Annotated in this window: 24 protein-coding genes and 2 pseudogenes; 14 read left to right on the forward strand and 12 right to left on the reverse strand. The window is 62.3% G+C overall.

What is annotated here, in order from left to right; all coding sequences use genetic code 11:
* The first annotated feature begins 352 nt into the window (after positions 1-352).
* From P6U27_RS38145 to P6U27_RS38155, 3 genes are all read left to right on the forward strand, one after another.
* Positions 353-670 (forward strand): DUF736 domain-containing protein, encoded by a 318-nt coding sequence (locus P6U27_RS38145; protein ID WP_061880546.1) that lies wholly within the window; start codon positions 353-355, stop codon positions 668-670.
* A 232-nt stretch (positions 671-902) separates the two neighbouring features.
* On the forward strand, positions 903-1082 hold the full coding sequence (locus P6U27_RS38150; protein ID WP_407194589.1) for a hypothetical protein: 180 nt from the start codon (positions 903-905) through the stop codon (positions 1080-1082).
* A gap of 135 nt (positions 1083-1217) precedes the next feature.
* Positions 1218-1484 (forward strand): hypothetical protein, encoded by a 267-nt coding sequence (locus P6U27_RS38155; RefSeq protein ID WP_375865705.1) that lies wholly within the window; start codon positions 1218-1220, stop codon positions 1482-1484.
* Here the strand turns inward: P6U27_RS38155 and P6U27_RS38160 are convergent.
* Positions 1481-1633 (reverse strand): hypothetical protein, encoded by a 153-nt coding sequence (locus P6U27_RS38160; protein WP_407123466.1) that lies wholly within the window; start codon positions 1631-1633, stop codon positions 1481-1483. The genes P6U27_RS38155 and P6U27_RS38160 overlap by 4 nt on opposite strands.
* 176 nt (positions 1634-1809) lie before the next feature.
* A complete protein-coding gene (locus P6U27_RS38165) occupies positions 1810-2289 on the reverse strand; it encodes a response regulator (protein WP_407194590.1) in 480 nt (159 codons plus the stop codon).
* Positions 2290-3249: 960 nt separating this feature from the next.
* Here P6U27_RS38165 and P6U27_RS38170 point away from each other — a divergent pair.
* Positions 3250-3601: pseudogene (locus P6U27_RS38170) on the forward strand (response regulator).
* A 30-nt stretch (positions 3602-3631) separates the two neighbouring features.
* Here the strand turns inward: P6U27_RS38170 and P6U27_RS38175 are convergent.
* A complete protein-coding gene (locus tag P6U27_RS38175; protein ID WP_407194591.1) occupies positions 3632-4555 on the reverse strand; it encodes a Ku protein in 924 nt (307 codons plus the stop codon).
* A 252-nt stretch (positions 4556-4807) separates the two neighbouring features.
* Here P6U27_RS38175 and P6U27_RS38180 point away from each other — a divergent pair, with 252 nt between their 5' ends.
* Positions 4808-5056 (forward strand): hypothetical protein, encoded by a 249-nt coding sequence (locus P6U27_RS38180; protein ID WP_407194592.1) that lies wholly within the window; start codon positions 4808-4810, stop codon positions 5054-5056.
* A gap of 20 nt (positions 5057-5076) precedes the next feature.
* On the opposite strand, the gene P6U27_RS38185 is transcribed toward P6U27_RS38180, so the two are convergent.
* The 4 genes from P6U27_RS38185 to P6U27_RS38200 form a co-directional block, all read right to left on the reverse strand.
* Positions 5077-5238 (reverse strand): hypothetical protein, encoded by a 162-nt coding sequence (locus tag P6U27_RS38185; RefSeq protein ID WP_407194593.1) that lies wholly within the window; start codon positions 5236-5238, stop codon positions 5077-5079.
* 146 nt (positions 5239-5384) lie between these two features.
* A complete protein-coding gene (locus P6U27_RS38190; RefSeq protein WP_407194594.1) occupies positions 5385-5585 on the reverse strand; it encodes a hypothetical protein in 201 nt (66 codons plus the stop codon).
* A gap of 202 nt (positions 5586-5787) precedes the next feature.
* The gene (locus tag P6U27_RS38195) at positions 5788-6351 is read right to left on the reverse strand and encodes a GAF domain-containing protein (RefSeq protein WP_407194595.1); all 564 of its coding nucleotides are present in this window, start codon (positions 6349-6351) and stop codon (positions 5788-5790) included.
* Between the two features lie 6 nt (positions 6352-6357).
* Entirely contained in the window at positions 6358-6999 is a 642-nt protein-coding gene (locus P6U27_RS38200) for a PAS domain-containing protein (RefSeq protein WP_407194596.1), read from the reverse strand.
* A 529-nt stretch (positions 7000-7528) separates the two neighbouring features.
* Between P6U27_RS38200 and P6U27_RS38205 the strand changes: the two genes are divergently transcribed.
* The 3 genes from P6U27_RS38205 (at position 7529) to P6U27_RS38215 (ending at position 8703) form a co-directional block, all read left to right on the forward strand.
* Positions 7529-7807: a DNA -binding domain-containing protein gene (locus P6U27_RS38205; protein WP_407123505.1), complete on the forward strand. Its 279-nt coding sequence runs from the start codon at positions 7529-7531 to the stop codon at positions 7805-7807.
* A gap of 294 nt (positions 7808-8101) precedes the next feature.
* Positions 8102-8410, forward strand: a complete 309-nt coding sequence (locus P6U27_RS38210) for a type II toxin-antitoxin system RelB/DinJ family antitoxin (RefSeq protein WP_407194597.1) — start codon at positions 8102-8104, stop codon at positions 8408-8410.
* The gene (locus P6U27_RS38215) at positions 8407-8703 is read left to right on the forward strand and encodes a type II toxin-antitoxin system mRNA interferase toxin, RelE/StbE family (protein WP_057198569.1); all 297 of its coding nucleotides are present in this window, start codon (positions 8407-8409) and stop codon (positions 8701-8703) included. The genes P6U27_RS38210 and P6U27_RS38215 overlap by 4 nt, the downstream gene beginning before the upstream one ends.
* A 301-nt stretch (positions 8704-9004) precedes the next feature.
* Here P6U27_RS38215 and P6U27_RS38220 read toward each other — a convergent pair whose 3' ends face one another.
* The 3 genes from P6U27_RS38220 to P6U27_RS38230 form a co-directional block, all read right to left on the reverse strand.
* Positions 9005-10204: an RHE_PE00001 family protein gene (locus P6U27_RS38220; protein WP_407194598.1), complete on the reverse strand. Its 1200-nt coding sequence runs from the start codon at positions 10202-10204 to the stop codon at positions 9005-9007.
* A gap of 292 nt (positions 10205-10496) precedes the next feature.
* Positions 10497-10892: a type II toxin-antitoxin system VapC family toxin gene (locus P6U27_RS38225; RefSeq protein ID WP_407194599.1), complete on the reverse strand. Its 396-nt coding sequence runs from the start codon at positions 10890-10892 to the stop codon at positions 10497-10499.
* The gene (locus P6U27_RS38230) at positions 10892-11137 is read right to left on the reverse strand and encodes a type II toxin-antitoxin system VapB family antitoxin (protein WP_061880551.1); all 246 of its coding nucleotides are present in this window, start codon (positions 11135-11137) and stop codon (positions 10892-10894) included. Before P6U27_RS38230 ends, P6U27_RS38225 begins: the two co-directional genes overlap by 1 nt.
* A 1753-nt stretch (positions 11138-12890) precedes the next feature.
* Here P6U27_RS38230 and repA point away from each other — a divergent pair.
* From repA to P6U27_RS38255, 5 genes are all read left to right on the forward strand, one after another.
* Entirely contained in the window at positions 12891-14105 is a 1215-nt protein-coding gene (repA, locus tag P6U27_RS38235; protein WP_407194600.1) for a plasmid partitioning protein RepA, read from the forward strand.
* Entirely contained in the window at positions 14102-15121 is a 1020-nt protein-coding gene (gene repB / locus P6U27_RS38240; RefSeq protein WP_407194601.1) for a plasmid partitioning protein RepB, read from the forward strand. Before repA ends, repB begins: the two co-directional genes overlap by 4 nt.
* Before the next feature lie 197 nt (positions 15122-15318).
* A complete protein-coding gene (gene repC / locus P6U27_RS38245; RefSeq protein ID WP_407194602.1) occupies positions 15319-16551 on the forward strand; it encodes a plasmid replication protein RepC in 1233 nt (410 codons plus the stop codon).
* Between the two features lie 1014 nt (positions 16552-17565).
* The gene (locus tag P6U27_RS38250) at positions 17566-17877 is read left to right on the forward strand and encodes a DUF736 domain-containing protein (protein ID WP_407194603.1); all 312 of its coding nucleotides are present in this window, start codon (positions 17566-17568) and stop codon (positions 17875-17877) included.
* Positions 17878-17938: 61 nt separating this feature from the next.
* Positions 17939-18115, forward strand: coding sequence for a hypothetical protein (locus P6U27_RS38255; RefSeq protein ID WP_200844608.1), 177 nt, complete (start codon positions 17939-17941; stop codon positions 18113-18115).
* On the opposite strand, the gene P6U27_RS38260 is transcribed toward P6U27_RS38255, so the two are convergent.
* Positions 18088-18345 carry a WGR domain-containing protein gene (locus P6U27_RS38260; RefSeq protein ID WP_407194604.1) on the reverse strand — a complete coding sequence of 86 codons (258 nt, stop codon included), beginning with the start codon at positions 18343-18345 and terminating at the stop codon, positions 18088-18090. The genes P6U27_RS38255 and P6U27_RS38260 overlap by 28 nt on opposite strands.
* A 325-nt stretch (positions 18346-18670) precedes the next feature.
* Here P6U27_RS38260 and P6U27_RS38265 point away from each other — a divergent pair, with 325 nt between their 5' ends.
* The gene (locus P6U27_RS38265) at positions 18671-18991 is read left to right on the forward strand and encodes a hypothetical protein (RefSeq protein ID WP_407194605.1); all 321 of its coding nucleotides are present in this window, start codon (positions 18671-18673) and stop codon (positions 18989-18991) included.
* Between the two features lie 143 nt (positions 18992-19134).
* On the opposite strand, the pseudogene P6U27_RS38270 reads toward P6U27_RS38265, so the two are convergent.
* Positions 19135-19599: pseudogene (locus tag P6U27_RS38270) on the reverse strand (type IV secretory system conjugative DNA transfer family protein); the annotation flags it as partial.
* Positions 19600-19892: the final 293 nt, after the last annotated feature.

Consider the following 19892-nt stretch of genomic DNA (forward strand, 5'->3'; position numbering starts at 1 on the left):
CGGCGCGCGCGAGTGTCTTTCACCAATGCGCCCGTCGTCGTGCGGTGTGGCTTGCGTGTCGCTCAGTCGTATCCTCATCGTTCGGCCTGTCGCGCCCGATGCGTCCTCGATTTGGCATGTCTAACCGAAGGCCGTCGTCGCTGCGCTCCGCCTCGATCAAAAAGACCGCAACGGCCGTTCTCGGCTTTCTTCCCCTGGTCGCTGCGCGCCCATTCCTCGCGAGACAAGAAAGCCTCGCCCTGGCCGCCCTCTACTGCGTGGCGGCCCTTCGGGTGCGGCCCGATCGCCTCCGGTCAACGACAGCCATCGAGGTCGCGATGGTCGCGGCCCGAGAACGAAAGAGGACGCGAACATGGCTACCATCGGCAACTTCACCGTCAACGGCAACGGCTTCGTCGGCACCGTCAAGACCCTCGCTCTGGGCACCGTCAAGACCAAGATCGTTCCGGCCGAACGCACTTCGGACAAGGCCCCGGACTACCGCATCTTCGCGGGCGCAAACATCGAGTTCGGCGCCATGTGGAAGAAGAAGTCCCAGGACACAGGCCGCGAGTACCACTCGGTCAAGCTGGACGACCCGAGCTTCCCGGCCCCGATCTACGCGACGCTGGTCGAGGTCGAAGGCGAGGAAGGCTTCTCGCTCATCTGGTCTCGCCCGAGCCGCGACTGAGACGCCGCGCAGGTGGCCCCGCCGCGAGGCGGGGCCTTCGCCCGTAGGCGCCCGGAGGCTGATCCACGTGCGGTACGCCCAGTAGCGACCCATTCGGGCGCGATGGCAAAGCACAAGATAGAGATCCATCGACAGCTGCGGCATGTCGCGCACCAACAAATTGATCGCCGTGCCGCCTTTTCCGCCTGCGACCGAATTACTATGCCGAAGGGGCAAAGCGCGCGGGTGAGTGGTGGACGACGAGGTATTCAGATCGGCCGGCTTCTTGGATGTCCAGGCGTTGAGGCTGTTGCGCGCCTTCTTTCGGATCGACGACCCGCGGCTACGGCAGCAGATCATCGAGCGCGCCGAAGAGCTCGCGCCCCCGCAGGCGCCGTGCGCGCCCCCGGCACCGGGCGAAGCGGACGGCTAGGCGCGTTCGGGTCAACGGCAGGACGGAACAGGTGGACAAGCGCCAGTGCTCCCGATTGCGAATCCCTGCCCTGTGCTAACCGCTTGGAACGACGCGGGCGGCTGAAAGATTCGCCCGCCGACGGGAGCGATCTCGATGCTGATGACGAAGGAAAGACCGCGGGTCCGCACGCTGCGCGGCTGGGCGATTAACGTGCTGCAAGAGACCGGCGCCATCCGAGAATGCGAGGCGCACGGCTGGATGCAGGACAGCGCCGACCCGCACGCGCGCGAGCGAGCGTTCGACATCGCCCGCCGAGACCCGCCGCCGGGCATCTCTCCGGGCGAAGCCGCCGCCGAGGTGGACGATGTCCTAAATTCGATCGGCGACACCTGCCCGGAGTGCGCTCCGGAGCGGGCTTAGCCCCCAGCGCTCGTCTGCTGCACAGCAAGGAAGTCCGCGATCTGCGCCGCTTCCTCCATCTGCCGCGCCTTGCCAATGAGGATGCTGCGCTCCTTCCCCGGCCGCATGCCGCGCGCCTTCCGCTTCAGCCTAACGGCTTCCTGGTTCAAGCGGGTCTGCAGTGATGTCGTCTGTTTGAACCGCCGTCTCTTTTTCACCAGAGCACCTTTTGAGCGGCGCAAAGGTCCCAGTCCGGGGGAGAAACCCTTGCATGGCCCGGGCCAGGGCGGCTGGCCAGGTTGCCCGAAATGCTGCAAGTGTCCGCGGCTCTCGGCAACAACGTAGGTTAAATGACGCTCTCAGCGTCTGAGCGCGGGAGCGAACCGAGTCGCCTCCAGAAGTGCTCAACGGCGGGCTGCTGCTGACGGTTCGCGATTACCGGTGTGCTGTGTTTGTCTGATGCGCTTTGCCGCTGGCAATACAATCGCACGATATGGTTTGCGATAGCGGACGCGTCATAGGGCTTTTCAAATCGTTTCACTTCCCAATACCGATCAGGAAGAACCTCTCGGTTATAGCCTGTGGCGAAAACGAACGGAATTCGCTGCTCGATCAGCTTGTCGGCGATCGGATAAGCCGATTGACCGCGCAAGTTGATGTCGATCACTGCCGCGTCGAAGCCGTCTTTGCTAACCTGAGCGAGTGCTTGCGAGAACTCGCAGATCGGACCGACGATCTCCGCGCCTTCCGATCGGAGCGCTTCTTCCAGATCAGTCGCAAGGAAATACTCGTCCTCGACGATCAGGACGCGACAGGCCCTACTCATCACGCCACCTCGCCGTGGTTGATGAGCGTCCGAGACCGCCCGTTTCCCAATCGATTACCGCAGCCATTCTTTGGCTGGCAGATCGCAGACGCGCTCTTTCCGACAGAATAAGTTCCGATACTGCGATTGCCTTGTCGACGCGATCGAGCAGTACCTGTGTTTGAGTGCTGAGCCGAGCCATCGCGGTCCCCTTGCACCAGGCGGGAGCGCGCGTCGTCTCTCAGCCACTGGCGCCTAGGGCCGGGTCTTGGCCAGTGATGGACGAACTATCGGCAGATCGATCGGGCCTTTCAACTTAAAACCGCGGTCGGCTCCCTGGATTCGCGCTCCCCGTCAAAAGCAGGCGGCGATGGCTTCCGGTAGCCGCGGCGACTCGTCGTATTTCGACTTTCGCGAAGGATTTGCATCGATCGCCTCAGGGTTTCGCGGGCTCGTGCCAGCGTTTCGGTATCCTCCTGCGTGACCGTGTAGATCCGAAACATCGGGGGGACTGTGAGGTGCTCTGTTGGGCATGGGTCGCTACTCCGTGCGCAATGGCGTCCGTAAGAAAAAATAAAAGGGATCACGGATCGAAAAATCAAGACGTGGGCGGTGCCCTCGATGTACTCCTTTCAGGTCGCAGCGCATCCTTCGGAGCCGCATCCGCTCGCCGCCGGATGGGATGCCGCGGTCCTCCATCCAGCGCGCAAAGCGCCTCAAGAATCTCGTCGAGTTTGGACCGGCGCCTTCGGTCCTTAGGGAGTTGCCGACGTCCCGCGCTTCCAACGCCGCGTTCATCGAGGGCGCCGCGATCCGCGGGATCGTAGAAGTCCAGCGAGGTTTGTTAGGTCTTCAGCTTTCTGGGCATACGTTCCGGCTGCATCCGAGTTCCGGGTCGGAACCGGTCCACTTTTTCGGGCGCCCGGCCGAACCCCGGCAACCCCACCGGACTTAACCTAAGTTAAAACCCGGGAGGTCAGCATGGGTCAGTTGAAGCCTTTCCGCGCCACCGCGCTGGTGGTTGAAGACGACGAAATTCAACGCGAGATGATTGCTTCTCGAGGAAAGCGGTTTCGACGTGATCCAATGCGAGGATGCCGAAACCGCGCTGTTGGCCCTCAAGATGCGCCATCCATCTATGCTCGTCAGCGACGTCAACCTGGCCGGCAAGGTCGACGGCCTGGAGCTCGCCCGCGTCGCGCGTTCGGGCGATTCCCAGATGCGCGTCGTGGTTATTTCCGGCCAACCTCCCGCATCGGCGCTCCCCGAGGGCGTCACGTTCTTCTCAAAGCCCTTCTATCCGACAGCGCTGCTGCGCGAGGTCGCCCACTGAAGCGCAAGATCTGGCGTGGCGGACGCTGGATCACGCGGACTTCCGCTGCTGCCGCGCTGCCGGTTTCTTGGCGGCGGCTTCCTTGGGCTTCTTGCCCTCGAGCGGCATCAGCATCTCCTTCTGACCGCTGGATGCCTTGCGCGGCTTCTTGGCTGGCTTGCTCGCCTTCGCCGGCGCCGCCTCCTTGCCGACCGATCGGCGCAGCGCCTCCATCAGGTCGACGACGTTGGTCGATGCGGGCCGCTCCTTCGGCACGATGGGCTTGCCGGAGCGCTTCTGGTTGATGAGGTCGATCAGCGCGGTCTCATAGTGATCCTCGAACTTCTCGGGGTCGAATGAGCCGGCCTTCTGATTGACGATATGCTTGGCGAGATCGAGCATGTCTTTCGTGACTTTGACGTTCTGGATCTCGTCGAAATACTCCTGCTCGCTGCGCACTTCGTAGGGGTAGCGCAGCAGGGTGCCGACGAGGCCCTTGTCCAGCGGTTCGAGCGCGATGATGTGCTCGCGGTTGGTCAGCACGACTCGGCCGATCGCGACCTTGTCCATCTCCCGGATGGTCTCGCGGATGACCGCGAAGGCGTCGTGCCCGACCTTGCCGTCCGGACGCAGGTAGTAGGGGCGGATCAGGTAGCGCGGATCGATGTCGGACCTGTCGACGAACTCGTCGATCTCGATCGTGCGCGTGGACTCCAGCGCGATCTCCTCGAGCTCGTCCTTCGTCACCTCGATGAACTGGTCCTTTTCGAGTTGGTAGCCCTTGACGATGTCCTCGTTGGGCACCTCGTCGCCGGTGTCGGCGTCCACCTTCAGGTATTTGATGCGATGGCCGGTTGCCCTATTCAGCTGGTTGAAGGAGATCTTCTCGGACTCGGACGTCGCCGGATAGAGCGCCACCGGACAGGTGACCAGGGACAGTCTGAGGAAGCCTTTCCAGTTGGCGCGCGGGGCCATGGTACGCAGAACTCCGTTGGGGCGGGCCTGATTCAAGACGAACGAGGCGACCGGGTTCCGACACGCGGACGCTTCCGGGGCGGAGATTTCACGCGCGACCCGCGGGCGCCAACGGAGTCTGCCGACGACCCCATTGACTCCTTAGGAACAAACAAAGAACATGTGGCGCGCCCGCAGCCCTCGAACCTGCAGCACCCGCCGAGGATGATCTTGATCTCGCCGCCGATCGGGCCATCGGCAAGGATGAGAGACATGAGTGAGGTGACCTACTACGTCGCGCTGCCGTTCGTCCTCGCCGACGACGGCCTCGCAGCAGGGGAAGCCGTGGAATGCTTCAACCCGAACGCCGCGGTGATGAAGGCCGAAGCCCTGGCTCGCAAGCCCGGACACGTCGGCGCCATCGCGTTTTCGCGGACGGGAGACCCGGCGAGCGGCGACTTCAGCGACGCCAAGCTGATCCGGAAGTTCGGCGAGGTGCCGGACGATCTAAGCGCGCTTTGAACGGAGGGCCGATATCACCCCTAACTCGGCGCGGCGGCATCTCCCGGTTGAAGCAAGCTGAGCGCGGTGTCGACCTGGGCGAGCAGCCGTTCGATTTCCTCGCGCTCGTTCGGTCCGGGATCGCTCTCCAGCCGCTCCATGAGCGCCTGCTTCCGCGCAAGCAGCTTTGCGATTGTCGACATTACACCTCCCCGTCCCGTTGGACGCCTATTGTCGAGGTGGTGCGCCCACGACGAATTTGCCATTCCTGACGTCAGCAACCGGCGGCTCTCTCCCCATCATGGCGACAGGCTGGAGGCTCTCTGCGAAGCTCGGCGATCAAAACCCCTCACCGCCACATCGTGGGGGCCTCGCTGAGCGCCCTGCGGCCGACCTGCATCAAACTATCGGGTGTCGCTTCACCCTGCCTGGCCGCTTCGAGGATCTTTGCGGCGACGTGCGTCCGGGCGCTCGTTTCGTAGCGCGATACGGTTTGACAGACATCGTCGAGGACCGCGCGCAGCAGCGCGGTAGTCTGGGCGTCGAACATCGGACATTGCCCCTCAGTCGGTGGAGGCAGAAGATAACCGGCACCGCGCGCTCTCGGATTCACGAAGGTTAAGATGCACCGCAAAAATTTGCGCTAGTCCGCGCCGTCGCGACCCCACGGTCATCGACCGAGCGCTAGGGGCGCGGGAGTTGGTCCATCCTCGACAATCGGTGACGGCCGCGAAGTTGGCGTGGGACGCCCGCTATCTTGTCGTCCGATCCGTCAACGCCAGAAGCCGATAGGACTCTTCCATTCTCTCAATGCTTCGCTCGATCGTGGTCTTGACGTCATTCATCTTGGACCGGCCGCGGACAATGGCGTTCGCGGTTGAACCTGCCAATTCTTTCAGGGCTGCCATTGTCGGATCGCTCGGCCTATGCGGCGACTGAAAGTGGGTCGAGAGGATTCCGATGAAGGCCCCGCTGCTCGAAACCATCGGCGTCGATTGAACCGCGCGAAAACCGGCGCTGCACGCGATGGTCCGGCAAGACGTAAATGCAAAATCCGACAACACATCCTCGACGATGATGGGCTCGCGACCTCGAAGTGCGCGGGCACATGCCGAACCGCCATCAATTGTGACCTTCTTGAAAAAAGTCAGAAACTCATCGCCGAAACCGCGTTGAGAAGCGATTTCCAGGCATCCCGCATCCCAATCCATCAGCTGGACGTTACCGAGCTCGGCCTCGCTCAGTCGCAGAGCTTCGGTAAGCGCAGAATTGAGCACGCTTTGAACCTCGACGCGTTCCTTGGAGTAGGTGAGCATAGCTTGCTACTCGGTGCTCCCGCTGCGCAGTCCGTCGGCTTTTGGAGTGGCGGGCGGCAAGCTCTCCTCAAGCAGGGCGCGCGACGTCAAAATTGCCTCTCGCGTTTCCCTGACGGCCTCTCGCGCTTCGAAAATAGCCTGGTCTGCGGATCGCAAGAGCGCGTCCGAGGGGAAAGCAGCCGGATCGGCTCGCAGAGACTTTCTTGCCAGGACCGAGGCGGTGGCGTCGGTCACATGATGGACCACCCCAACGATTGATCCCGCGTCATCAAGGACCGGCCAGTTTTTGGGATGCCAATAACGTACCTGCCAAGGCCGTCCGTCAGGTCGGATGTCATACCGTTGCAGAGGCATCACCTGCCCGCGCTTTTCGCGAAGCACCTTCCCGAATGATGCAGCCAGGTTGCTCACCCCGTCTGCGCGTGCGAGATGCGGGTTGTCGGGAAATGCCTCGAACATGTCCAAACCGGCAAGCGTGTCCCGTGAGCGGAAGACGTCTCGAAGATAGCTGTCGTTGGCATCAACGATCTTCAGGTCCGGCGTGAGCAGAAGTATCGGGATCGGAGAATGCTCGAACAGCCGATGCCAGGCATCTCGTGCGCCGGCCATCAGGGCTTTGGGCGATCGGAAGGGTTGCATCGTCGTCATGTTCGACCCGTGAGAAGACCCCCCACCCCGCTATTTAGCGCGATCTGGCTCCCACGACCATCGAAGGTGACGCCCGTAGTTTTACTGCAGGCGGCCCAGGTTCCGCTGCGTGACGCAAAGTTCCGGGAATTGCGTTGTTTGCGAGGCTAAAAGCGCTGCTTGGCCATATGGGGCGACGTGGAACGGCGCATCCCGCGCACTGGCTCGTGGTGGTTCGGCAGGCCAGCCCGCTTATTCCGACGACAAGGTGGTTGCTGCCGTCTTGCTCCCAAGGCTTGGGAGCGTTGGACCGATACTTCACTGGGATCACCCCACAACGGCCCCAGGTGAGCGCGTCACCTGGGCGAGACTAGCCCTCCGAGCTCCGTGCAATGTCGTGTCGCCCATTCACCGAGGTCAGCACCATCGCGTTCGGCCAGCACTGTGATCGGTGACGCCGATCAAGCACCACGTGGTGCGCAATTCGGGTCTATTCACGACGACATGAACGCTCCTAGTCTCCGCAGGCAAACCTTCGGGCGAATACATGATGCAGAAGCTACTTCTCGATCCTGATGTCGCCGATGACGCGCCGACCACGCCGATCGCGACCGGCTATGATGAGCAGCACCTGATCACTTATCTCCGTCTGCTCCACGCTGCCGCGGACGGCGCTGACTGGAAAGACGTATCGCGGATCGTGCTGCACATTGATCCTCACCGTGAGCCTGACCGGGCGCGCCGCGCCTGGGAAACCCATCTGGCGCGTGCTCGCTGGATGGCCGAGCACGGCTATCGCCACCTGCTTCATGGCGGAGAACCGCACTGACTGCGCCCTAAAGGATGCCTCACTCCCCGCCTCGGACTCGCCGCGGCCCCGCAGGGCGACAGCGCGTTGAGTGCGGAGCCCTCACGGCACCGTCACCTCTCCCCGTCGCCTCGCGCAAGCCGAGCTCGGCGACGAGGTTTTGGGCCGGCTCCGATCTATGCCACCGAGGTGCAGATGAGCTGTAGGCCGTCCTGGCCCCTGCCCGCTGTCACAGCCTCGGCTCACGGAGCCGTGATAGTCTCTGGTGCATGTCATTCAAATGTATTACATCTAGCTACGAATATGGAGATCGCTATGGCTTCGAATGCCTTGGTCCAAACCCGCATCGATGCGGACGTGAAGGAAAAGGCCACTGCCGTTCTGGAAAATATGGGTCTCACGGTATCCGACGCCGTGCGGATCCTGCTGACGCGCACGGCCAATGAAGGAATGCTTCCGCTGGAGCTCGTGAGCAACAGCCAAGCTTACGATACCTGGTTTCGTGAGAAGGTGCGCCAGGCGCTGGCCGACACCCGGCCCGATATCGATGATTCCGAGGTGGAAACGCATTTCGCTCAACGTCGTGCCGCTGCGCTTCGAAAATCGCCGGAGCAGAAACGGTGAAACTGGTCTGGTCGCGCTTCGCGTTGTCCGATCGCGACGGCATTTTCAGCTACATCGAGGCCGAGAATCCTCGTGCCGCGGTTCATGTCGACGAACAGATTGCCAATGCCGCGCGGCGTCTGCTCGACTTTCCGGATAGCGGTCGGCCGGGGCGTGTCGCTGGGACGCGCGAGTTGGTCATTCCGCGTACATCTTATGTCGCGGCGTACCTGGTCGACGGCGATACCGTTCGCATCTTGCGCGTGCTCCATGGCGCGCAGATGTGGCCCGACGAACTTACAAACGACGATTGAGGCGGCTCCGTACAGTATCGTGCCACCAGCTGGACGGGCAAGTTTCGATTTATTGCTTATATCGTAGGTCGGCTACGATAAGGACGATCAAACTAAATCTTCAAGCCTTCGTTTCGCGTGCGTGCCGGCCGAATAAAGGCCTTGGTCAGCGTCTCGAGCGTGACCGGAGCTTTCGTCACACCCGCGGGCGCTGGAGACGGCCGCTGCGCTGGATTTCAACCGCGCGGCATTTTTGTGGGTGCCTTTTTCATCTGGACGAGGCGGCCTTTCTGCCGAGCGTTCACAGCACGGACTTTCGCCTCTACAGGACGCCCCACGCCCGGTAGCGTCCCCGCCCGGTTGCCTCGCGCAGGCCGAGCTCGGCGACCAGGTTTTGGGCAGCACGGGGAGTGATCCCGAGTTCCGCCGCGATCATGCCCGCCGAGACGATCGGCCTCGTCAGCACGTAGTCGAGGAGAGCCGGCAGTTTTGAAGTGGCGCGACGGCCGGCGAGTTTTCGGGCGAGCAAGTTTCTGGTCATCAGCCAGCGGTCGTGATCCTTGCGGCCAGACTCGGCGGCGGCCGCCATGGCCTCGAGTTGCACGACCAAACGCGCTGCGGCGTCGCGTGGCCGCCGGCGCTCACGCGGAATGCTTTTCAGCCCAGCATGCAGGCACGGCAGATGCGATCGCGTTTTGCCGCGGTCCCTCAACAATGCCGCGGCGAGCAGGCGGCCGAGCCAAGGCGTGTGCTCGAGCGGTTCGATCGCACCCCAGGCGTCGGCGGCAATCGCCCCCGCCAGGGTCGGCGGCAAGCCGCGAGTCTGGTCGACCACATCGCGCCAGTGATCGAGGCGTTCCTCCTCATCCCAGTCGGGATCGTAGATGAGAGAATCCCGCTCCGGCCGAAACCGAGTCTCGTCGGCAAGCCTGCGTTCCGCCCTGGCGTTCGCTGCGTCGACCGCGTCGAAAGCGGCGGCCAGATGGGGGGCGGTCTCGAGGACACCGAGGGGCAATTCGAGACCCACCTCCTCCCGCTCGGGGGCCTCGTCGATCTCAAACACTCCCTCACCTTCCTTCCGGTTGCTCGTCTCCTGCTCTCGCTCGCCCCGTCCGCGGAGGTTGGAGAGTCCCGGAGCCGACAGCGCCCAATCGGGCTTCGCCTCGGCGATGCGCCGACGGGCGCGCAGCACGGCATGGGCGCGGGTCAGCTCATGGGTGGGAGCGCGGACGTCCATGCCGGCGTCGTGGAGCACGAGGTCTTCCAGGTGGACAAGTTCGCCGTCCAGCCACAAACTGGCGCAGGCATCGGTGAAGTGTGTCCGGCTGATTGCGCCGTCGCGGATTGGGCTTTTGGCCAGCCGCTCGTCGAAGCGGGCCACGGCATCCTCGGCGGCGGCGAGCGGCCCGGCGAGCTTGGCCCAGGGCAGCGGATCGGGGATTTTATAGGTGGGCAGCAAGGTCCTGATAACCTTAATGGGAACCAGCGAAACGGAAGCTAACATGGCTTTCGCTTCCGTCATAGCGACGTCAGTTGCGGACCGTCCGCTCGCAAATCAACGAGTTGTTCTGGCGACCTCAAGCCAGGCTAGCACCGGTCGGCGCCAAATCGCCGAGAAAGGTGCGCCGCTGGTCAGCTCCCCTGCCCTCTTCCGGACGCCGTCGGCCGCCGTCCGCGCTCAGATGTCCTCGTCGGCCAAGTCGACTGTCGTCACGGCTATCGGGCTGGTTTCCCAGCGCAGGTCCGGTGGCTTCGCCGCGAATCAACGTTCATTGCTTCTGCCACGCTCAGGCTCGCTTCGATAGTAGCGCTTGTCAGGCCGCCTCGATGTCGGTCTGCGGAAAATCGGCGCCCTTGAACATCAGCGGTTCACCGAGATGGCGGGCGCAGGCGTAGGCGAAACAGTCCCCAAAATTGAGCCGTGCAGGGTGCCGACCCTTGCCGTAGCGGTCGTATGCTTCGAGCGCGATGCGGGCTGTTTCGGGCGCAACGTTCACCATTTTGATTTCGATCAGCGCGAGATAACTCTCGACCGCTTCGGCTGCCGCGGCGATCGGCAGATCTAGCACGCGGGCTATGGCAATCGCCGCCTCCCACACGGCCAGCGGCGAAGTCAGCCGGGTTGTGCTTTGCTGCACGCGCGCCAGCAACTCGCGCGCCTCGTCTTCGTCGGTCAGCATCGCGGTGAGCGCCGAAGCGTCAATGAACATCAGGAATCCTCGTACAGGCTGTCGCGGAACGCCTTGTCAGCAGGCTTGCCGCTCTGCGGATTGCCCTTTGCCTTCAAATCGCGACAAAACTGGACGCCCAGATCGACTAATGACGGCTTGCCCTGCTCGCGCTCAAGTTCATGGGCGAGTGCCGTGTGCACGGCCTCGGTCAGTCCGATTTTCTTCAGCGCCGCGACCCTGCGGGCCAGCGCGTCGGTCTCCGGATTCTTGATATGGAAGGCCATGGGGCGTTCCTCTAGCGCGTATCGTGTATCCTTGTATAACATTCCGGATACACGGCGTGAAGGCCGGGATATTCCCGCCATGAAGAGGGTCCTAAAGAGCACGCTGGCCGTAGATTTCCTATGGTTAGCGATCTATGAATGCGACCTACCAGCCATTCTGGTTGCTGTTTCCGATCAAGACCACACGCCATAACCTCTACCGGACTCCGGCCGAAGGATGACCTCGTCCCAGCTCCCGAATTCATCAGTGCGCGAGGGCTGCAAAGAAGCGCGTCGGCGGCCGCAGGCATGATTGTTGTCAGCTGACAACATCCATTTCCTTGATAGGCCCAGGCTCCTGTTGTCAGCTGACAACAATTCTCTAGGGTCGGTGGGCTACCTAAGACGGCAGCGCGAGGCGACTTTCCGTCCAATCGGCTTCATTCGGCGTTCATGCAAACTCGCGAGTTTGGATTGTAAAGCCGTCATGCTGTGTGCCGACGGAGTGCCGTTCCGACACTGGATCCTTTGGATCAACTTCCTGAGGGGCGGGATCGAAGCGCGAGCTCAGCCAGCTCTTCGGCTGGTCCTTCCCGACGACCCACGGTCATGGCTCGACCTCGATGCCGGCCGTGGTCACCCAAGGTCCGGCGGAGCTCCGCCTGCCCGACCGCGACGCCGCCATCCGGTGCGCAGGTCTGGACTAAGAAGATTGTTGTCAGCTGACAACAATCTGCGCGGCGTCCCGATGGACTACCCTCCCCGTGCTATCGAAACGTTCGTCCAGGAAGCGATCCGATGCTGCGCGCTCGCCTCGAACTAAGGCTCGCGATGGTTTATCTGGGGGCCTGGCGTCGAGATCGGATGCGGCCCCAGGCTCGAACCGCCCACGACCGTGCCGGTTAAGGTGCTAACCTGACTGCGCATTGGCTTCCTTTAACGAAACAGATCGCAGGTGCAGCCGATGATGAGGCGCCCGCGCCGCGCCAGGTGGGTGGTCGGGTCTTGCGGCTGGTGGTCCGGGAACTGCGACCCGGAATGCACTGAGTCGATTACTCTGTGCTTGTTCGTTCGGCTGATTGGCGGAGACCCGCTACCGTGCGGGCTTGCTTGTTGCCCTGGCGAGCCGCGGCCCAGCGAAGTGCCGCAGTGGGCTCGTCGGTCCACACTGCGAACGGCCGGTGCGCTGCTGGACCTAGCGAGCCAACACCGCAAAACCCCTTCGCTCGCCACGGCCCCGGCGCTTCAACGAGACGGGGAGGGTGCTTTTCGGGGAGCCGCCGGTCCTGGGAATTGGGGTGCGAGACCACAGAATCTTGCGAGGAAAGCGATCCGCCGGGGCAACGGCTTGCTGGGAAACGGGGAATACAGAGATCCCCGGCGCGCTGCATGAATCGACTGCTCGTCAAGCGCCCGTGCCCGCTGACGCGACCCCAGAAGCGAGGGGGGACGCGCATGGAAAGACGCCCCGGCGCATCCGCACGATAGCAACACTGATCGGAGCAGCGGCTGGCATCGTACTGAATGACGCTTGTGGACGCGCAGCCTCGCCGAATCGCGCTATAGTAGAGGCTCGTTCTGCTGGCCGGGGCCCTCGTTGTCAGCTGACAACAACAGGGCGGCGCGCCCAAAAAGCTGCACCTCGCCGTTACGCACGCCACCCAGCGTTAAGAACTCGTTAACCCTTTATTTCTTGCTCAAATCATAGAATCGTGGCCATCTCTCCAGACGGAGATTAGGCGTCTGACGCGCAGAAACCGTCTTGAGAAGGCAAATGGCGATCTTAGCGGAAGTTTCGGTTACGATGAGCGAGACTGCGTCTGCGCGGATCTCTCGGCATGCCGGCATTCTTTCGGGCCAGCTTCGCTCGCTCGCGACGACACTATTCCCGCCTTCGGCAAGCAAATCGCTCCGGTCGTTCACCTCAGGGGAGGTCGCGCGGATTGCGGGCGTCTCCGATGGGTACCTTCGGCAGCTCTCCCTCGACGGACTTGGGCCGACCCCAGCGACAGGAACCGGGGGGCGGCGATCCTATACTCTGGGTCAAATTCATGAGTTGCGCGAGTATCTAGCGACCGCGCGGCCCCGAGAAGCACTAGAATTTCTGCCGCGCCGGCGCCCAGGCGACAAGCTCCAAATCATCACCGTCGCAAACTTCAAAGGCGGCTCCGCCAAGACAACGACGGCATTGTATCTGTCGCAATACCTCGCCCTTGCCGGCTTTCGGGTCCTCGCGATTGACCTCGATCCGCAAGCTTCGTTGTCCGCAATGTTCGGGTACCAACCCGAGTTCGACATCGCCGCGAACGAAACCCTCTACGGCGCCATACGGTATGACGAGCACCGGCGGCCAATGCGTGAGGTGGTTCGGCCGACCTACTTTGACGGGATCGGTCTTGTGCCAGGCAATCTCGAGCTCATGGAGTTCGAGCACACCACGCCCCGAGCAATGGTCGAGCGGCGTGAACGCGGACACGACCTGTTCTTTCGCCGTGTCGCCAGCGCCATCGACCAGGTCGCCGACGATTACGACGTCGTCGTCATCGACTGCCCACCTCAACTTGGTTACTTGACCATGGGCGCGCTGAACGCGGCGACCGCGATGCTCGTGACCATCCATCCTCAGATGGTCGATGTCGCATCAATGAGCCAATTTCTCCTGATGACGTCGGACCTCATGTCCGTCATCGAGGAAGCGGGTGGGCGCCTCGATCACGATTTCATCCGGTATGTCATCACGCGTCACGATCCTAACGATGTGCCCGAAGCTCAAATCGTGGCTCTCCTCCGGACCCTGTTTGGATCGGACGTGCTCCAGGCCACTGTGTGGAAATCGACCGCGATCGCCAATGCTGGTCTCACCAAGCAATCACTTTATGAGCTGGAGCGCGGCGCCGTAGGGCGGGGCGCCTACGACCGGGCATTGGAATCGGTCGACGCGGTCAATGCCGAAATCGCGCAACTTCTTAAGAAGGTGTGGGGTCGATGAGCAAACGTACTGACACGATCAAGAGCCTTTTCACGGCGCCGCAGTCACCCGCGTTGTCAGCTGACAACATGCCTGCTGCCCTGCCGCGGGTCTCCTCGGGTTCGGTGCGCTCGTTGAAAGACACTTTTTCCGGAGTCGAAAAAGAGAACGAGGAGCTGCGCGACAAGATCGCATCCGGGGCGATGATCCTTGAAATCGACCCCTCCCTTATCGATCCGTCGCCGCTGGCGGATCGCTTTCGCGATCAGGACGATAGCTCGTTCGATGCACTTAAGCAGTCGATCTCACAGCGCGGCCAAGAAGTGCCCGTTCTCGTTCGGGAGCATCCTGAAGTAAAAGGGCGATACCAGAGCGCTTATGGTCATCGCCGCGTCCGCGCTACGCGGGAGTTGGGTATTCCCGTCAAAGCGATCGTGCGATCGCTATCGGATGAAGCGCTTGTCGTGGCGCAAGGGCTCGAGAACGCACCACGCGAAGATCTGAGTTTCATTGAGCGCGCCACCTTCGCGATGCATATCGAAGATGCCGGGCATAGCCGGTCAATCGTGCAAGATGCGTTGTCGATCGATCGAGCGGAGGCTTCGAAGCTTCTTGCCGTGGCCCGGTCGGTTCCAACCGATGTTGTTCAAGCAATCGGGAAGGCTCCGAAAGTCGGCCGCGGTCGCTGGCAGTCATTCGCCGAGCTGGTCAAGGATGCCGCAGCACTCAAACGCGTCAGAGCGGCGATGGCTGAACCGAAATTTGCAGAGCGAGAAACCGACGCCCGGTTTCTTGCAGCATTCACAGCGGCAAGCCGTCCATCTTCCGCGGGGACATCGAAGCCATCGGAAGAGAAGCCGGTCTTCTCCGTATCCGGCGACAAGATTGCGCACGTGCGTCAGGCCGAGCGCGAATTGAAGGTTACCCTGGACAAGAATGTCTCGGCGACATTTGCCGCATTTCTTGTCGACCAACTTCCGGCCCTGTTCGACGCCTTTACCAAGACGAGCAGTGGTCAGGAAACCACCGAGGCCTGACGGCCTCGTCCCGTAAACACGAACCAGGAGCAGACCAGGCAAAAGAAAAAGGCCCCCGAAACGGAGTTCCGGAAGCCCTTCTCTTCAAGTTTGGCGACTGACAGAGAATCACTTTCGCGAATCGCAGTCAAGAGTTTCTACGCGATTTAATCGTCGTTTCGGCGAGCAGGTTTCCTTTGCCCAGCTGAGGCAAAGACATGCAGTCACACTCTCCAACGACGCCTTTTGGGCGGCGATCGTTGACGCTTGCCCATGTGGCAAGCCAGATGGTCGCAACAGAACGCCCTCCCGAAAAGATCGTCCACAAATGGAAGATCTTCCACGCCATCTGCACGGCACGGCCGCGCCTTGGCGTGTCGGAGCGATCGCTGTCGGTGCTAAACGCGCTCCTGACCTTCCATCCTGAGACTGCGCTGACAGGAGAGGATGATCTGATCGTCTTCCCGTCAAACAATCAGCTCAGTCGGCGGGCGCACGGCATGCCGGCGTCGACGCTGCGGCGTCATCTCGCTGTCCTGGTCGACGCTGGACTGATCGTTCGGCGCGACAGCCCAAATGGCAAGCGCTATGCGCGGAAGGACGATGCCGGTGAAATCGAGCTCGCCTTCGGCTTCGATTTGTCACCGCTCGTCGTGCGCGCGGAAGAGTTCGAGAGCCTGGCGGCCGATATCGAAGCAGAAGCCCGCGCGCTCAAGCTCGTGCGTGAGCGGATCACGCTGTGCCGGCGCGACATTGCGAAGATGATCGCAACCGGCATCGAGGAAGGTGTCCCGACGCGAAGGGCAGGGCAGGGGCCTGCTGATTGGCAGGAGGTGCATGCCGCCTTCCGTGCAATGGTAGCTCAGATTCCACGCACCGCGACGCGCCAGGAGCTTGAGCCAATCGCCGACGAGCTGTCTCAACTTGCTGACGAGGTGCTCAATCTTCTGGAAGCGCACATCAAATCCAAGAATCCGAGCGCCAATGAGTCCCATTCTGAGCGCCACATACAGAATTCAAATACCGATGCCTTAATTGATCTTGAACCTAGCCTTCGAGAAGGCAGGGCGGCGGGAGCTGAGCCTAAACCTCAACCGTCGCGAGTCGCCGAGGGTTCGTATCCGTTGGGAATGGTCCTCGGTGCATGCCCTGACATCGTCGACTATGCGAAGGGTGGGATTTCGAACTGGCGCGATTTCCTCGCCACCGCGGCCGTTGTGAGATCAATGCTGGGGATCAGCCCGAGCGCCTGGGAGGAGGCGCAAACCGTCCTGGGTGAAATGCAAGCGGCGGTCGTCGTCGCCTGCATCCTGCAGCGTGGCACCACGATCAGATCAGCTGGCGGCTACTTGCGCGGGCTGACGCGGAAAGCGGAGGTCGGAGAGTTTTCTCTTGGTCCGATCCTGATGTCGCAGATCAACTCCCAGCGCCACGAAAAGCGACGAGCGTGAGCCATGGGTGGACCTGGCTGGATTGGCTTCCGGCCGCGCAGCGATGTCGTTCGGCCCGAGAGGCCTTATCCGATCCCGCTGAAGAGTGCGTCCATCGGTTGCACGTTTCCGCGCGCCAGCGTCAAATCTGCGATCAACATCCCGACGCCGGGACCGACGCTGTTGATGCCGATCGTGCGCTTCGCTCGGGCGCTGCGGTGTCAGCGGCCAGGTCTTTCGGCATCGCTCCTGCGCGCCGTGGGACGAGGCCGGATCCTCCCGAGGGCTGTTGACCGTCGGGCGCCTCGACCTATGGCCGAACGAGTGCGAAAGCAGTGTGGGGTCTGCTCCCCGGGCGCAGCGTGATCGCCACATTCGGTGGCACGGTGCTTCGAGTCCGTTTTAGTCCAGTTTGGGTCACGCACTCCGTCCGCGCGCCAACCGAGCGCGCGCGGCCTCTCGGCGCAAACTTGCGGAGGCAGCGTCCGTGATGCTCCGGCCGGATCGTGGACGCTGTTGCCCTCATCGAAGATCGCAGCATCGATGCAGCAGACGCAGGATGTCCGGGCATGCCAAGTTCGTCGGTAGGTGTTTGTCGACCTTGCGGCGGCGGCGAACTCCGACTCGCATCTGCTGCTCCCCGGACCCTTTACGCAGGAGATGCGGTCTTCAGCCGGCCTCGTCAGGACAATCGGATCTTGTCGCCCGTGCTCGTGACCGCGCGATGTGATGTTGCCGAGGGCCTGTCTTCATTCCAACTGTTTTCACGACGGGCAGCCCATCTGCGTCCTCGATTACGGCTGGTCTGACCGAAGGACGGTCCCGCTGTGCGGGCCCTCGATCTTGTCCCCGCAACGGCCGTCCTCGACTTTCTTCCCCTGGCGCTGCGCGCCATTCCTCGCGAGACAAGAAAGTCGCTGCCGGCCGCCCTCCACTTCGTTTCGGCCTTTCAGGTGCGGGTCGATCGCCTCCGGTCTCACGACCGCCATCGAGGTCGCGATGGGCGCGGCCCGATAAAACCAACGGAATGAGACAATGGCTACCATCGGCACCTTCACCTCCACGGGCAATGGCTTCTCCGGCGCGATCAAGACGCTCAACCTCAACGTCAAGGCCAAGCTGATCCGCGTCGATAATCCTTCCGACAAGGGACCGCACTTCCGCATCTACTCGGGTAACGTCGAGTTGGGTGCGGCCTGGCAGAAGATCGCCAAGGACACCGAGCGCGACTACCTCTCCGTCAAGCTGGACGATCCGAGCTTCCCCGCTCCGATCTACGCTACCCTGACCGAAGTCGAGGGTGTGGAGGGCCTCCAACTGATCTGGTCCCGGCCGAACCGGGACTGAGCCTCCCAAGAGGGCTCCGCCGCGAGGCGGGGCCTTCTTTCCTTCGAACGGAGAGAAGGTCATGACGGTCGACGTTATCGAGGAACTGCGCGCCGAGCTGCGCGACTGCCTGTTCAGTCTCGCGGAGCGCAAGGCGCTCGAAGCGCAACTCGCCGAGCTGATCCGGCAACGCAACCAGCCAACCACGTCCGGCGACGCATCGCCCGCCGATCAGCGGTTTTCTACCGCGGGGGCATAGCCCCGGCGTCGCTTTGTTCGCTCGAGCCGGTCAAACGCCTCGCCGGCTCTCGCGCTGTCGTCGAAGGTTTGCATCATTGTCTGACCGCTCGTGCCGATCCGGCCCCAGTTGCGGACCACCGCCACGCCGCCGAACAGGGTTGGCTGCAAGGACAGCAGATAGAACCGCCGCATATTGCGGGCTGCGTCGACACGACGAAGATAGACAGGGTCCGGCGGAAGCTGAGGCATGCAGCGATTCTCCCGTCATCTGGAATCTGTGTCCAATTGGATTGTTGAATCGAACAAGCGCGATTGATTCATTTTCCTGATAGGTCGATTGCAGGTGCACGCGCGATCCCTCGATGCGGGGCTGTTGTAGCGGCGCCGACGACGAGCATGAGCCATTTGGCGTGTCGGCCCGGCCAGATTCAGCTCCCATTCTGGCCCGTTCTCTGGCATTTTCCTTCGGATCAGAGGACGCCATGCCGAGCCGGATTCCACTCGACCCGAAACTGCCCAAGGCCTTTGACGCGACGCCGAACGAAGCGCGGAGCAAGGCACAGCTCGATCAGTGGTGGGATCGTCCTACGGCCTCACCCGTCCGGATGGTCGCATCGAGGTTCGGTGCCTGAACGGCGGAGCATGGGACCGCTCGACCCATCTTGGCATTGCGGATGACTACGATACTGCCTGCGCGTTGGCCGAAGCCAAGCAGGCCGAATGGCTGCGGTTCCGCGAGCAGCCCCGTACCTGTCTTGACGAAGGCCGGGTCACGGTGGTCCGGCAGCCGCAGCGGCCCGACGAGGAGATGCTGGAACTCGCTTCGTTCGCGACGGCGGAGGCGGCGACCGAGTACCTGCGCGCCAATTTCCCGGAACCATCTTCCTCGCGCTAACCGCTCTGAGGGCATGGGGCGAGCCCCTTCGGGGACGGCTCTACTCGCGCCGCCAACGCGGCGCTCCCGGAGCCCGCACCCGGTCTCCGCGCATGCGCGTGACGATCCTCTCGCAGGCCGTCGACACATCTCTCGATCGTCAATCAAGTCCCGGAGCCTTGTTTCCGGTAGAACCTGTTTTCACCGACGCAGTCCTGAATGTCGGCGCGCCGGAACAAGACGGCGCGACCGCATCGCAGCGGCGGATTGCCGGCCGTGAAGATGATCTGTTCGTAGGTCGCATGCGCTGCTTCGTGCGGCCTGATCAGCGGGCGGCGAGCGAGTTGCTTCGATCGTGTCCGCGACGAAGCCGACATTTGCGAGGACTGGCTGAGCTGATCGACCTCCACGGTCGTGTCGCCGCAGCGCTTCGAGATATGGGCCGCTGTCTCGGGATCGTTGGTCGCCGAGAACGAGATCCAGAACGAGATCCAGGACGCCACTTTCGAACATTTGCTCGTCGCACCGCCGCCGCCATCGGCTTCGCGCATCTTGCCGATCAACTGGTAGAGCATCAGCAGGTTGATGCCGTATTTGCGCCCGAGGGCGCCGCGCAGTTCTAACCGCCGTCCGGGTTTGGTAGGCGTCGGCTCCGTCTCGTCTTCCCACACTATACAGAGATGCGAGGTAGCGCTGCCTCAGAACGTGTTGGTTTGAACCAACACGTAGGGGCCACACGCATTTGGTTTTCGTTGTCTTGCTTCAACTCCGGTGCGCGCCTGCCCAATCGATGCGAACTCATTTCGACTGAGCGCCTCTTTCCTATGTGGCTCGTCCTACCTGACTCTTCTGGCAGGGGATTTTGTGCCTGGCTTTCAGGATTCTGCCGCGTGCTGGTTCGCAGTGGGCGTTGGTTCAAACC

The sequence above is a fragment of the Bradyrhizobium sp. STM 3566 genome, from assembly GCF_045571445.1.
GTDB classification, from domain to species: Bacteria; Pseudomonadota; Alphaproteobacteria; order Rhizobiales; family Xanthobacteraceae; genus Bradyrhizobium; species Bradyrhizobium vignae.